This window comes from Metapseudomonas resinovorans, from assembly GCF_002003485.1.
Taxonomy (GTDB): Bacteria; Pseudomonadota; Gammaproteobacteria; order Pseudomonadales; family Pseudomonadaceae; genus Metapseudomonas; species Metapseudomonas resinovorans_D.
On record NZ_BDMA01000014.1, the window covers coordinates 91,912 to 104,373 of the forward strand.

The 12,462-nt window shown below is 61.8% G+C and carries 15 protein-coding genes and 2 pseudogenes; 2 read left to right on the plus strand and 15 right to left on the minus strand.

Features of this window, described 5'->3' with window-relative positions:
• Nucleotides 1–7: 7 nt before the first annotated feature.
• The 12 genes and pseudogenes from MnOB_RS04220 to MnOB_RS04270 form a co-directional block, all read right to left on the minus strand.
• Nucleotides 8–1,645: a 3-(methylthio)propionyl-CoA ligase gene (locus MnOB_RS04220; protein WP_077522344.1), complete on the minus strand. Its 1,638-nt coding sequence runs from the start codon at nt 1,643–1,645 to the stop codon at nt 8–10.
• A gap of 2 nt (nt 1,646–1,647) precedes the next feature.
• The gene (locus MnOB_RS04225) at nt 1,648–3,198 is read right to left on the minus strand and encodes a flavin-containing monooxygenase (protein ID WP_077522346.1); all 1,551 of its coding nucleotides are present in this window, start codon (nt 3,196–3,198) and stop codon (nt 1,648–1,650) included.
• Nucleotides 3,199–3,251: 53 nt separating this feature from the next.
• On the minus strand, nt 3,252–3,413 hold the full coding sequence (locus tag MnOB_RS28755) for a hypothetical protein (protein ID WP_158713767.1): 162 nt from the start codon (nt 3,411–3,413) through the stop codon (nt 3,252–3,254).
• Between the two features lie 186 nt (nt 3,414–3,599).
• Nucleotides 3,600–4,277: a c-type cytochrome gene (locus tag MnOB_RS04230; protein ID WP_077522376.1), complete on the minus strand. Its 678-nt coding sequence runs from the start codon at nt 4,275–4,277 to the stop codon at nt 3,600–3,602.
• Nucleotides 4,277–5,764: a flavin monoamine oxidase family protein gene (locus MnOB_RS04235; protein WP_077522348.1), complete on the minus strand. Its 1,488-nt coding sequence runs from the start codon at nt 5,762–5,764 to the stop codon at nt 4,277–4,279. Before MnOB_RS04235 ends, MnOB_RS04230 begins: the two co-directional genes overlap by 1 nt.
• Before the next feature lie 270 nt (nt 5,765–6,034).
• Nucleotides 6,035–6,739, minus strand: a complete 705-nt coding sequence (locus tag MnOB_RS04240; RefSeq protein WP_077522350.1) for a TetR/AcrR family transcriptional regulator — start codon at nt 6,737–6,739, stop codon at nt 6,035–6,037.
• A gap of 156 nt (nt 6,740–6,895) precedes the next feature.
• Nucleotides 6,896–7,192 (minus strand): EthD family reductase, encoded by a 297-nt coding sequence (locus tag MnOB_RS04245; protein ID WP_077522352.1) that lies wholly within the window; start codon nt 7,190–7,192, stop codon nt 6,896–6,898.
• A gap of 40 nt (nt 7,193–7,232) precedes the next feature.
• The gene (locus MnOB_RS04250) at nt 7,233–7,649 is read right to left on the minus strand and encodes a RidA family protein (RefSeq protein ID WP_077522354.1); all 417 of its coding nucleotides are present in this window, start codon (nt 7,647–7,649) and stop codon (nt 7,233–7,235) included.
• 14 nt (nt 7,650–7,663) lie between these two features.
• Entirely contained in the window at nt 7,664–8,494 is an 831-nt protein-coding gene (locus tag MnOB_RS04255; RefSeq protein WP_077522356.1) for a phytanoyl-CoA dioxygenase family protein, read from the minus strand.
• Between the two features lie 99 nt (nt 8,495–8,593).
• Nucleotides 8,594–8,773 carry a hypothetical protein gene (locus MnOB_RS29140; protein ID WP_077522358.1) on the minus strand — a complete coding sequence of 60 codons (180 nt, stop codon included), beginning with the start codon at nt 8,771–8,773 and terminating at the stop codon, nt 8,594–8,596.
• A 23-nt stretch (nt 8,774–8,796) separates the two neighbouring features.
• Nucleotides 8,797–8,934: pseudogene (locus MnOB_RS28985) on the minus strand (DNA-binding protein); the annotation flags it as partial.
• A gap of 567 nt (nt 8,935–9,501) precedes the next feature.
• Nucleotides 9,502–9,732, minus strand: a complete 231-nt coding sequence (locus MnOB_RS04270) for a hypothetical protein (RefSeq protein WP_199824463.1) — start codon at nt 9,730–9,732, stop codon at nt 9,502–9,504.
• Nucleotides 9,733–9,896: 164 nt separating this feature from the next.
• Here MnOB_RS04270 and MnOB_RS04275 point away from each other — a divergent pair, with 164 nt between their 5' ends.
• A complete protein-coding gene (locus MnOB_RS04275) occupies nt 9,897–10,190 on the plus strand; it encodes a hypothetical protein (protein ID WP_077522364.1) in 294 nt (97 codons plus the stop codon).
• A gap of 462 nt (nt 10,191–10,652) precedes the next feature.
• Here the strand turns inward: MnOB_RS04275 and MnOB_RS04280 are convergent, their stop codons facing one another.
• Nucleotides 10,653–10,946 carry a hypothetical protein gene (locus MnOB_RS04280; protein WP_077522366.1) on the minus strand — a complete coding sequence of 98 codons (294 nt, stop codon included), beginning with the start codon at nt 10,944–10,946 and terminating at the stop codon, nt 10,653–10,655.
• A 538-nt stretch (nt 10,947–11,484) separates the two neighbouring features.
• On the opposite strand from MnOB_RS04280, the gene MnOB_RS04290 reads away from it, so the two are divergent.
• Nucleotides 11,485–11,715, plus strand: a complete 231-nt coding sequence (locus tag MnOB_RS04290; protein ID WP_077522370.1) for a hypothetical protein — start codon at nt 11,485–11,487, stop codon at nt 11,713–11,715.
• An 81-nt stretch (nt 11,716–11,796) separates the two neighbouring features.
• Here the strand turns inward: MnOB_RS04290 and MnOB_RS29500 are convergent, their stop codons facing one another.
• Together MnOB_RS29500 and MnOB_RS04300 are read right to left on the minus strand one after the other, a co-directional pair.
• Nucleotides 11,797–12,183 carry a DNA cytosine methyltransferase gene (locus MnOB_RS29500; protein WP_107504025.1) on the minus strand — a complete coding sequence of 129 codons (387 nt, stop codon included), beginning with the start codon at nt 12,181–12,183 and terminating at the stop codon, nt 11,797–11,799.
• A pseudogene (locus MnOB_RS04300) lies at nt 12,128–12,367 on the minus strand (SOS response-associated peptidase family protein); the annotation flags it as partial. The gene MnOB_RS29500 and the pseudogene MnOB_RS04300, both read right to left, overlap by 56 nt.
• Nucleotides 12,368–12,462: the final 95 nt, after the last annotated feature.

Here is a 12,462-nt window from a genome sequence, read left to right on the forward strand (position 1 = left end):
CGCCACCTCAGGCCTGCACCTGGTCGGCGGTCGGCCAGCGGTACTCGCGCAGTTGTTCACGCAATTGGACCTTGCTGATCTTGCCGGTCGCGGTGTGCGGGATTTCGTCGACGAACACCACGTCATCGGGAATACAGAACCTGGCGACCTTGCCCGGATACTGGGCCAGGATGTCCTCGCGGCTGACGCCCTGGTCCGCTTTCTTCACGACCACCAGCAACGGACGCTCATCCCATTTCGGATGAGCGATGCCAAGCGCAGCGGCTTCGGCGACTGCCGGGTGGCCCATGGCGATGTTTTCCAGCTCGATGGAGCTGATCCACTCGCCGCCGGACTTGATGACATCCTTGGAGCGGTCGGTGATCTGCATGAAGCCGTCCTGGTCCAGGGTGGCCACATCGCCTGTCGGGAACCAGCCGTCCAGCAGCGGGCTGTCGTCCTTGCGGAAATACTGGTTGAGAACCCAGTGGCCACGGACCAGCAGCGCACCGGAAGTCTTGCCGTCACGGGGCAGGGCGTTGCCATGGTCATCGACAATCTTCAGGTCGATGCCAAACGGCGGGCGGCCCTGCTTGACCTCAATGGCGAAGCGCGCCTCGTCGCTCAGCTTGAGGTGCGATTCCTTGAGCGTACTGACGGTGCCGAGCGGCGACATTTCCGTCATGCCCCAGGCATGTTGAATCTTGATGCCGAAGTCTTTCTCGTAACTCTTCATAAGGGCCGGTGGGCAAGCCGCGCCACCGACGACCATGCGCTTGATGCTCGACAGTGCCGAGCCGCTTTTCTGCATGTACTGCAGCACGGCCAGCCACACGGTGGGTACGCCAGCGGAGAAGGTGACGCCCTCGTTCTCGAACAGCTCGAAGACGCTTTCGCCATCCAGCGCTGCCCCCGGAAACACCAGCTTGGCGCCCACCAGCGGCGCCGAGTATGGAAGGCCCCAGGCATTGACATGGAACATGGGCACCACAGGTGCGATCACGTCACGCCCGGAGAGGGCCAGGGCGTCCGGCTGCAAGCTGGACAGGGCGTGCAGCAGGGTCGATCGGTGGGAGTAGAGCACGCCTTTGGGGTTGCCCGTGGTTCCCGAGGTGTAGCAAAGGGCGGCGGCTGAATGCTCATCGAGTTGCGGCCAGGCGAAGTCATCTGACTCTTCGGCCAGCAGGTCTTCATAGCAGAGCAGGTTCGGGATGCTCAGGGCCGGCATGTGCGCAGGGGCGGTCATTGCGACCCAGAACTTGACGCTCGGGCAGTGCGCTGCGATGGATTCGACCAGTGACGCAAAGCTCAGGTCGAAGAACACGACGCTGTCTTCGGCATCGTTCGCGATCCAGGTGATCTGTTCCGGGAACAGGCGTGGATTGATGGTGTGGGTGATCGCACCCATGCCCGAGATTGCGTAGTACAGCTCGAAGTGGCGATAGCCGTTCCATGCCAGGGTGCCGACCCGATCACCCTGCTGAACGCCGAGCTTCTTCAGCGCGTTGGCGGCTTTCCTGGCGCGCAGATGGGCCTCGGCATAGGTGTAGCGGTGAAGCGTCCCTTCGACGGTGCGGGAGACGATCTCGGTGTCGCCGTGATAGCGCTCTGCATGTTCCAGCAGGGAGGAGACGATCAGCGGCAGCGTCATCATTTGACCTTGCATGTTTACTCCCCCTGAGCTTCACGAGTGATGATCACGGGCTTCGCGTCTCGCGATAGGGCGAATGGCGTGACATTGGGGGCGGGCGTGCTCGCTTTTCTGGCGGGCAGGAACTCCAGGCGGCTGTCCTCGACGGCGTCTTTCAGCAGCATCTTCTTGTCAGGGCCGTAGTTCATGGCGACCTGCCAGGGATAGGTTTTCCCCTGGCGCGGCAGGAACTGCTGATCGCGCTGGATGTAGCCCGACTTCATCGAGTGCATGATGCTGTTGGGGGTGGAGTTCTCGCCGTTGTCGTGCGGGATGACGACTTCAAGGCGGTTCTCTTCCATGTAGGAGAACAGGCGGCACAGGTACTGCGCCGAGACGCTGACCTTCAGGGTCCAGGCCGCGTTGGTATAGCCGAACAGCCAGGCAATGTTGGGCAGGTCTTCCAGCAGCACGCCCTTGTAGGTCATCCCGTCGCCGATGACGCGCGGTGCGCCGTCTACCGACAGCTCCATGCCGCCGAGCAACTGAAGCTGCAGGCCGGTCGCGGTGATGATGATGTCCGCTTCCAGCTCCTTGCCGGATTTCAGCAGGATGCCCTTCTTCGTGAAGCGCTCGATCTGGTCGGTCTCGACCGAGGCCTTGCCATCGCGAATGGCCTTGAACATGTCCCCACCGGGCACGGCGCAAAGGCGTTCGTCCCAGGGCATGTACTTGGGCGTGAAATGGCGCATGTCGACGTCCGGGCCGACCTGCTTGCGCACGTGGGATAGCAGGAAGCTGCGCATCAGCTTGGGCCAGCGCCGGCAGACCGCGTAGATGGCGCGGTACATCAGGATGTTGCGTTTACGGGCCAGTCTGAGCGCCCACTCACTCGGCATGATGCGAGACAGCGCGAGCGTCAGTACGTCGTTGGACGGCAGCGCATAGATGTACGAGGGCGAGCGTTGCAGCATGGTGATGTGCCTGGCGTTATTCGCCATGGCTGGAATCAGCGTCGCGGCGGTAGCCCCGCTACCGATCACAACGACCTTCTTGCCCTTGTAGTCCAGGTTTTCCGGCCAGTGCTGCGGGTGGATCTTGATGCCTTTGAAGCTTTCCTCCCCGGGGAATTGGGGCAGGAAACCGTCTTCCTGGTTGTAGTAGCCGGTACAGCACAGCAGCTGCTTGCAGCTGTAGGTGCGCACAGTGCCGCTGGGCTCATGCAGGGCGGTGAGCTGCCACAGGCGCAGTTCGCTGGACCAGTTCGCGCGCGTGACCTTCAGGCCATATTGGATCTTGTCGGTGATGCCGAACTCGGCTGCGGTGTTCTGGATGTAACGGCGAATCTCGGCGCCGTCGGCCAGTATCTTCGGGCTGTTCCAGAGGCGGAACTTGTAGCCGTAGCTGAGCATGTCCGAATCGGAACGAATTCCCGGGTAGCGGAAGAGATCCCAGGTCCCGCCGATACGCTCGCGGCGCTCCAGAACGGCCAGGCTCTTGTTCGGGAATTCTTTGGTGAGATGGCAGGCAGTGCCAATGCCCGACAAGCCGGCGCCAATGATCAGGATGTCGAAATGGTTGTTGCTCATATGCATCTCCGTGCTCATCGAGGTAAGCAGGGCAATTGATTGATGAAGTCGGCTTAGCCCGCGAGGCGTCCCATGAACAGCGATGCTCGATGAGCTCCAATGGCGAGGTGCGCACTGCCCGAACGGTTCGGGCAAGTGGTGGCAGGTGCATTGGGTAGGGCAAGGGGGTTGGAGATGCCGGCGTCGGCATGGAGAAGGTTTGCGGCGTCTTTCATGAGCTGAGCTCCTGAAGCTTTTGTTGTTTTGCCGGACTGTAATGCGCTGCACGTATTTACGCAACAGATGTTATGCAAATAAAACGTTACGTAAAATAAGACCGACCTGCGGTCGCAGGCGCGTGCGAGTTTTCCAGGGGGTGTTGGTCTGGTGGGCGATGGCGAGCGTCCCTGCTCGCCAGTGGGTCAGTGGGCGCTGCGGGGCTGCGCTGGCGCCAGGCCGGAGAGGTAGTGGGCGGTGGCCTTGAGCTCCTCATCCGATAGCGAGCTGGCCATGGCGTTCATGGCCTGGCTGGGGTCCTGGCGTTGGCCGTGCTTGAAGGCTTTCAACTGGTCCGAGAGATAACCTTCACCCTGGCCGGCGATGCGAGGCCCGAGGGGGCCGCCGGAGAGGCTTTCGCCGTGGCAGGCGATGCATCCTCTGGCCGCGACAACTGCCTCGCCACGCTTTGCCAGGGCGTCGTCCTGCTCAGGTGCTTCCGTCGTTTCCGGCGGCTGGCGGGAGAAGTAGTCCGCCAGGGTCTTGATCTGGACGTCGCTCAGGTTCGCCGCTAACGGCCCCATCTGCGCGCTGTGGCGCCGCCCCTCGGCGAAGGCGTGTAACTGGGCCTCGATATAGGACGCTGGCTGACCGGCAAGGGCTGCGTACTGCGCATCCCGGGGCTGGCCGTTGACGCCATGGCAGAGCGCGCAGGAATCCTGGATCTGCGGCCAGGCGCCGCCATTGGCTTCGTAGCTGGCGTAGTACCGGTCGAGGGCGTCCATGAAGCGATAACCGGCCAGCAGTTCCGGTCCAACGATGGCTGTCGCCGTCGTGAGACCTGCCACTACCACTGCGGTGCCGATGAGAAGAGCTCGTTTCATCATGCGCCCCTCCGCACGTTTACCAGCGCCTGGAGTGCCTCGAGTGCCGCCCGGTGGCCGGAGCGCACTGCGCCGTCCATGCCACTGGCCCAGATATCGGCCGTTTCGGTGCCCGACCAGATCAGGCGACCGACCGAGGGCTTCAGGTACTTGCCCCATTTCGTCAGGAAGCCCGGCGGGATGGAGCCGACGCAGGTCAGGGTCCAGGGGTCGACCTTGCCCCAGTCATGGTCGTGGAACTGGGTGGGGTGCAGCGCTTCGTCGCCCAGTACCTCGGCGTAGATGGCCGACAGGGTGCTCTCGGCGCGCTTGGGATCCTGGGGCAGCTGTGCGGTCCTGACGAAGGCGCTGAGGACGCCGACGCTGCCGTCCGGAGGCGAGTTGTCGTAGGAGAGGATCAGAGGCCCGTCGGCCTGGGTGATCTGGCCGTTGAGGCCCTGTTCCCGCCAGAACGGACGCGGGTAGACATGCACCGTTTTGCGCATGGGGGCATGGGAGGGCCAGAGGCGATTCAGCTCTGCGCGCCCCTCGGGAAGCGGCGGGTCGAAGGTGATCTGGTTGCACAGCGACGGGTGCAGTGCGGCGATGACCTGGCGGGCGCGGATGATGCCCTGGTCGGTATGAATTTCGACGATTTCGCTGTCCCAGCCGACGATCTTGCGTACCGGGCAGGCTAGCCGGACCTTGTCGCCCAGCGCTTCTGCCATCCGCGTGCTCAGGATCTGCGAGCCGCCAACGAAGCGGGTTTCCTGGGCGCCGCCCTTGAACCCCTCGAGCTTTTCCATGCTGCAGTCGGCGGAGTTGACCAGCGACAGGTAGTGCAACAGCGCCAGGTTCGAAGGAGGCGTGCCAGTGGTCAGTCCGATGGAGGAATCGAAGCTGAGCCTGGCTACGTTGTCGATTCCTTGCTGGGCCAGCCACTGGCCGACCGACAGCTTGTCGATGGCCGCCGCGTCCGCCGCGGTCCAGGGTTCCTTGCTGGGGATACTGCGCGCCAGCTTGTTGAGCTTTTCCGTGATCGGAGAGCCTGAGCCCTGGCTATCGGACAGGTCCTCCTCGTACTGGGCGCCGCCCACCAGGTACACGTTCTTGCCCTGGTAGTAGGAAGGGAAGGTATCGACCTCCAGTTCGCGGGCCAGGTCGAAGATGGCGGTCTGGCCTGGACCGATCCATTGGCCGCCGGCCTCGGAGATGACGCCGTTGCCCAGGTCATGGTTGTAGGTGCGCCCACCCACCCGGTCCCGGGCCTCCAGCACGACGAAGGACTCACAGCCCGCCCTGTGCAAGTCGCGGGCTGCTGTCAGTCCCGCCAGGCCCGCGCCGATGATCGCCACGTCCAGGACATCGTCCTCGCCCGCACGCAGCACGTTGGCTGTCACGCGTCCGCTGAGCGCTATCCCGCCCACCAGTGCCGCGCCGCCCATCGCCTGCAGAAGCAGGCGCCGCCGACGTGCAGTCAGCGATAAATCATGGTTTTCAGATGCCATCTTCGCCTCGGTCAACTCTGTTGTTTTAATTAAAATAACTGACGTTATCTAAATTACTCCAGAATGTACGCCGTGCAAAGGGAAGAATGGCGGGAGGTAGGAGCGGACTTGCTCGCGAACAGCCCGAGCGAGATCTTTCGCGAGCAAGCTCCCACGGAAGCTCCGACTTGCCAGCACGAAGCACTCGCTTGTGACGCGCATGGAAGAAGAATGAGAGGCGGGGTGAGGGGGGAAGACAGGCCTGGTGCCGGGCCTGTTGGGGGGGGCGGATTACTGTGCTGCGGCCTTGGCCCTGGACGGGCGCTTGGTGGCCTTGGGCGGGGAAATCAGGATGATCAGCGCATCGATCAGGGCCTGCCCGCGCTCCGCGCTGAAACGCTCGGGCTCGACCGGCAGCATCATCAGCCAGCCATCGCTGATGGCGCTGAGCTGGTCGGCCAGCAGCTCGGCGGGGATATCGTCGCGAATCTTGCCCTGTTGCTGTCCTTCTTCCAGCACCGACGTGAACACCTGGCGGAAGCGTGCATAGCGCTGCTTGATGACCCCGCCGAACGCGGGCTCGTGGCGGGCGTGGGTGAGCAGTTGCAGCCAGGCCAGCCAATTGTCCGGCTCGTCGGAGCTGATCCATTCCAGCCACTGCTGGATGAGCGACTTGATGTCGAACTGTTCGCGATTGGTTTCCAGCAGTGCGTCGACCCGGTCGAACAGGTTTTGCGCGACAGCGCCGACCATTTCCTCCTTGTTGGCGAAGTAGTAGGTCACGGCGCCGGTCGTGCATCCGGCATGCTGCGCTACCCGGCGCATCGATGCACCGGCGTAGCCCTCCTGGGCGATTACCGCGATCGCCGCCGCCAGCAGCTCGGCACGTTTGGCATTGTGGTCACCGACGGGACGCCCCCTGCGTGCAACGGGCTCGGACTCGGTTTCGCTCGCGTGCTGGGTTGTGGATTGCGGGCGGTTCTTGGCGTCAGGCATGAGGACTCGGGAACATCGTCAGGTCAGTTGGAAAGGGGGGCCGCTGGCAGCAGCTCTCCGGGGTGCGGCCCAGCATAGGGAAATTGTTGGAATAAAGCACCCACGATGGGCCGGCTCCGGAACGGGGCATTTCCGTCCTCCCGATCAGAAGGCCCATCAGTCGTCGGCGCGGAAGATGACCGGTGAAATGTTGGTGAAATTCAGCACATCGCCGATGACTTCGCGCGTCCTGGGAGAGGCCAGGGCGGCATCGACTCCGGCCTGGTCGGCAAAACGCAGGAGCACCAGGCCGGCCAGGGGCTGGGGGCCCGCAGCGGGAAACAGGACCTCCGCCGATTGCAGGCCGAACTCGGCCCAGGCGGCCTGTACCAGTGGCACGTGGGTGGACAGGTAGTAGTCCCGGTCGAAGGTGGCGCCGGCGCTCAGTGGGTAACTCACGGTCAGCGTAGCCATAGGTGGTCCTTGTGCTTGTTGTGGAAGTAGGTTCCTGGATTCAGGCGTCGCCGCAGCCGGCGACAGCTACGGCGCGGATCTCCACTCGCAGTTCGGGAAGTGCGAGCTGCGAAATGCCGATAGCGGTCCAGGAGGGATAGCGGTCGGGGAAGTACTGGTCCTTGACCTTGGCGAAGGTCGGCATGTCGGTCTGCATCTCGGTGTGAAAGGTCATCAGCTCCACCACATCGGCCAGGCTGGCGCCGGCTGCTTCGAGGACAGACTTCAGGGCCTGGAAGGCCAGCTGCGCCTGCTCCTCGACGCCCTCGCCGGGCTTCATGGCACCGTCGATGCCCACCTGCCCGGAGACCCAGATCATGTCGCCCACGCGGGTAGCCTGGGAGAAGTGGAAGTTGTCGTAGAACACCTGGGTCGGTGGCGGATTGATGGACTGTCGCTTGAGGTTCTGGGGACTCATCGGCGGTGCTCCTCTCAAACGAGTTGGCGGAAGGTCGGGTGGCGGAAGGGTTCGCCGGCGTTCAGGGTCGACAACTGCTCGGTAAACAGGACGCCTTGCTTCGGATAGCCCGAATCGCTGTGCTCCGGCAGCGGGTGGAAGGTGGCGTCGTCGCCGAAGAAGCGGAAGACGAAGGTGTGGCGATCCGGGAAGTCCGCATCGACGGGTGCGCCGCCGTGCAACGAACCTGGGTGGATGAGCAGTACGTCACCTGGCTCGGTGGCCCAGGAGAGGATCTCGTAGGCGTCGGGGTTCAGTCGGCGCTCGGCCTCGACATCCGGGAGGCGGGGCAGGTCGCCGCCATGCAGGGGTTGGGTCGGGTCATTGGGATCGCGGAAGGTGGTGCCGTCGTAACGCGGTCCGCGATGGGAGCCACGAACGATCTCCAGCGCATTCTTCCGGGGAACGGACTCGAAGCTGATCCAGGCATTGCCCCAGTGGTTACCGGCCCAGGGGAGGTAGGAGGTGTCCTGGTGCCAGAGGGTGCGCGAGCCATGGCCGCCGGCCTTGAGGAATACCTCCTCGGCGAAGTACCAGACATTCTCCGATCCCCAGATGTCCGCGAACAGCTGGCCCAATGGCAGGGAAGCTACCAGCTCTTCCAGGCGTTCCTTGGCTAATGGGTTGGCGTTGTCGACGTGGGATTGCTGCTCGGTTCCGTTGAACATCCGGGTAGCGTGAGGGCCGTGGTTCGCCACGGACCAATCGAAGGCCTCGCGGCACCTTGCCAACTGATCCGCATTCAACAGGCCCTTGATCAGGACCGCCCCGTCTTCCAGAAACGCCTTGCGCAGAGAGTCGTTCACGGTGCTGTCTCCTCGGAGGTTTGCTCTCGGGTGAGTCGGAGACTAGCAACGCGAAACAATTAACGCAACGATTGTTATGTTAAAAGATCTGAGGCCTGGTCAATCGATTCCTTGAGTGGCTAGCGATGTGTAGTTTCCGGATAGGGAGTGGGTACAGCGAATGAGTGATGGCATTGCATTGACCGCCTTGGCCGTCCCTGCCTCCAGATCCACATCATCCCAGCCCAGCGCAATCAACTCCGAAAGCGACATGCCCGACCAGCAGTCGAAGAAGATCATCGTGATGTCCTGCTTCCGGATGGTCTCCCCTCCAGCCAGAGGCCTCCGCTGCGGTACTTGCGCGCCGCCTCGGTGGAGATGCCGAAGGTGTGGAAGAGCAGTTCCTGGCGGAACCAGGCGCCCGGGGAGATGTGGAGATCGAGTTTCTCTGCCGCGGACATGGCATTACCTCTCCGCCGAATCTCGCCGGCAGCTGGTGGGGAGGGAAGGGATGGACCAGGACTTGGGTGGAGCGGGGATGCAGTTCAGGCAGCCACAGGGCATGGGCTTGCCGGTGTGGCGACAGAAGATAGGTCGAGTCATGGGTGGCTTCTGATTTCGGGACTAAGCTGTTCCGAAGCTCACAGCAAAGGACTGCGCGATGAACAAGGCTCAGCTGGTGTTTGTTGAAAGCTCGCTAGGGATGGCTCTGCTGCTGGTCAGCATTGGGTGGGCTGTCTTGTTGGTGTGGCAGATTGGGTCACCCTTCCTGCCTGATGGCCACTCCTTCCTTAGATTCGCCGAAGGCATTCTTGCCTTGGATCGCGCTGCGCTCCTGGCTACAGCGAAAGGAGCCTTTGTACTCCTCTGGATATGGCTATGCGTGTATGTCCGGCTGGGGATGAAGAGGGGATCAATGCACCAGTCGCCCTTAGGGAAGTAGTTTGGCGTCAGCAATTCCCTCGCCAGATAAGCGGAAAAGAGTTTCCGAAATCGGCTAATAGGTTTCCGGGGAAGGAGTGACAGGTTCAGGTGGCTGTCTTCTGCCGCCGCGCGCCGCGGTACTCCGGGTCGGGCTTGTACTGGGGCGGCCTGATGATTGCTGCGATCGACTGCTTCCAGGTGGTGGCGTTGTTGGGCAGGCGGATGCCGAACTCACTGGTGTCGTACTCCATCTCGCAAGTCAATTTCTCGACCAGACTGAGTGGCACAGCGATGTTCGAGCAGCCGCTGTTGTAGTAGCCGAGACGGGCAAGCACGTCCGCCTCCTCGTAACGCCCGGCACTCTCCAGCTTCCAGCAGTAGCCGCGATCATTTGTTTTCTTCAGGCATAGGGGATTCCTTCCTTCGCCGTAATGGCGCTACAGGTTGAGCTGGTCTTTGCTGGAATTTCGGCATTCGCCGGTTTCAGGAGATCAAGGAAATGAAGAAGGCACTGCTGGCAGTTGCGTTGCTCGCTGCGTCTGGCGCGGTGAACGCAGGGATACCGCTGTTGAATGCAACTTGCCCGGGAAACATCGAGGTTCATGCCGACCAGGGCGGCCCGATCTACATCAACGGGAAGGAGGGCAAACTGAAGAAGTTCAACGACAACTACTTCGAGGCCAAGGGCAGCGACGTGACGATCTCACTGAGCATCAATCCCGATGGCTCGCCCGACGTTTCCTACACCGGCCCCGGGAAGGCGAACGGTGTCTGCCAGATCAAGAACGACTGACCAATCCCGCCACGGCACCGCTGAGGCTTTGATGGCCTGCACTTCAACTGCGTGGAGTGTGGCGAACTAGGTATCTCCGGGACTCTGCTGGCGACCAACAAGGGGCGCCGTTTCGACGTGAAACAGACAAGGGCGTGGCTGGAGCGCCGCCGCGAAGCCCGCCCAGACGAGTTTCCGAAGATTAGTGACCTCGATGTTTTCTGGGCACTTTGAGGTGAAATTATGTCGCTGAGAATCGTCCTGGGCACTCGTGGGAACAGTCACTCGACCGATGACTTCACCTATTACCTTGAGCAAGACGAGGATTCGCGGAGTTTTTCTTGGTCACTGAGCGTTTTTGGTCTTGGTGATAACCATGAAATCCGGCGAGTGCTATTGCACAGAGCGCAGGACCATCGCTTCTATCGAGAAGCCATGAAGGTGACTCGAGAGCGCCTGTTTGGTGGCGAACCGATCTAGACCCTATTCCACCCTGCAATGCCACGACTGCGCATAGGCCACCCCGTCGATGATTTCTATTCCGGTGATCACCATGCCGAGGGTGGCCATGCCGTGTATCTGCACGTCGTACAGGGGCGGTAGCGTCTTCGTGTCCCCGGTGGTCTTCAGGGTTTCGGCGATCAGGGAAGGCCTATCCATCGGTGAGTTGTTAGCCATGCGGATGTACAGGTCACCGCGAATGGGCTGGACGTTGCGGAGCTTTCGGTCTTCGATGGACTTGCCCTTGAAGCGGAGGCGGCGGATGTCGAAGTGCATGGCGAATTCTGGATAAATAAACAAAATTCTGAGCAGCCCTTCGATTCCGTCCAGATTCCCCGTCGTGAAAGAATCACGTTGCGAGCTCAGACTTTAGTCGTATCTGCGGTGCCAGATGCACCGTGGGTGCCCATACTGAGTGAATCAAGCCAACCTGAACGGTTGGCTTTTTTTTGCCCGCTGTTTAGCGGGGCTCATAAGGCTGATTGGCCTTTCTCCTGGGAGAATGTCCATGGACATAGCGGTTCAGCGGCTCACCGACCAGGGACGAGACGTATGGCAAGTGGAAGCCTGTGGGATGGCAGTGTCGTTCAACAATCAAGCATCGGCCGTCTCCTTCGCGGAGAAGTGGAAGGCGCGCGTAGAAGCGCCCCACTGCATCCCGGAGGATGTGCTGCACCGATGGGCTGAAGAGCATTCTAGGATGTGCTCGGAATAGGGCAATCGACTAACTCTCCAACCAGCGAGGCCGGGGAGAGTGGCGCACCGCACTCTACCGTGCCTAACTCTCTTGTCCCTATTGCGGGAGGATCAGAGCATGGCGGAAACCTACTGGCAGAAGGCTGGGCGACTTTCGCGCGAAGCGGAAATCGCTTTCCGAGCGATCGTGGACTTCATTGATTCCGAGCCAGACCTCAGCGACGAAGATGTCCGGGTGGACTACTGGGAGTTGCAGTGCAAAGCACTTGTTGCTGCTGATGCGTTGAAAGAGCACTACGAGGAGTCATTGACCGGTGGTAGTGGTGGCGGAATGGGCGCCGGAGGCTAGACAGCCACCATCGGCACAAGCCCTGGGCGAAACTCTTGGCTCGGTTTATGAAGTCTTTACGTGGTGCCCGAGACCGACTTGTTACGCTTCGCCTAACACCCGCCGGCCGCGCATCGGGCAAGAATGGCGGCCGGGCAGGGTGGGCCAGGCTGCGATTGCCTGCCGCTGGCGCGCTTTCCATGGATCAGTGGCTCGCGCGATCGCCGCCATAGCTCCCGGGCTGAAACTGTTCCCGCACATATGCACCTGCTCCGACGGGCTGAACCGCCGACCATCATGCCCCCGGTCGATGATGTAGCTGTCCGGGAAGCCCTGGGTGCGGTACAGCTCGCGGGGCTTCAGCATGCGCAGGCGGATAGACGCCCAAATACAACAAAGCCCGCAGATCGCGGGCTTTTTGTTGCCTGGTGAGTCAAGCCGGTTCGACCAGGTTGGGGTAGTCGTTCCGCACGTTGCCCACGGCCACATCCACCCGGTACCACTCGAACACCTCGGACGGCTCACCCTGCTGCAGGATCATCGCTTCGGCAAGCTCCTTCGGCGTGGCGGGGCTGAGCCATTCCCGGGCGAGGGCAGGAGAGAACACCACCGGCCGGCGGTCGTGGATGTCGACCATGCCGCCCTGGCTGTCCGCGGTGATGCTCACGAAGCCCCTGAATAAAAAGGTTCTTCACGGATTACCGGGGAAGGCGGCTTTGATTTTCATGAAAAAGAAGTCGCTGTCCCGATAGCCGTAGGCCATGCGCT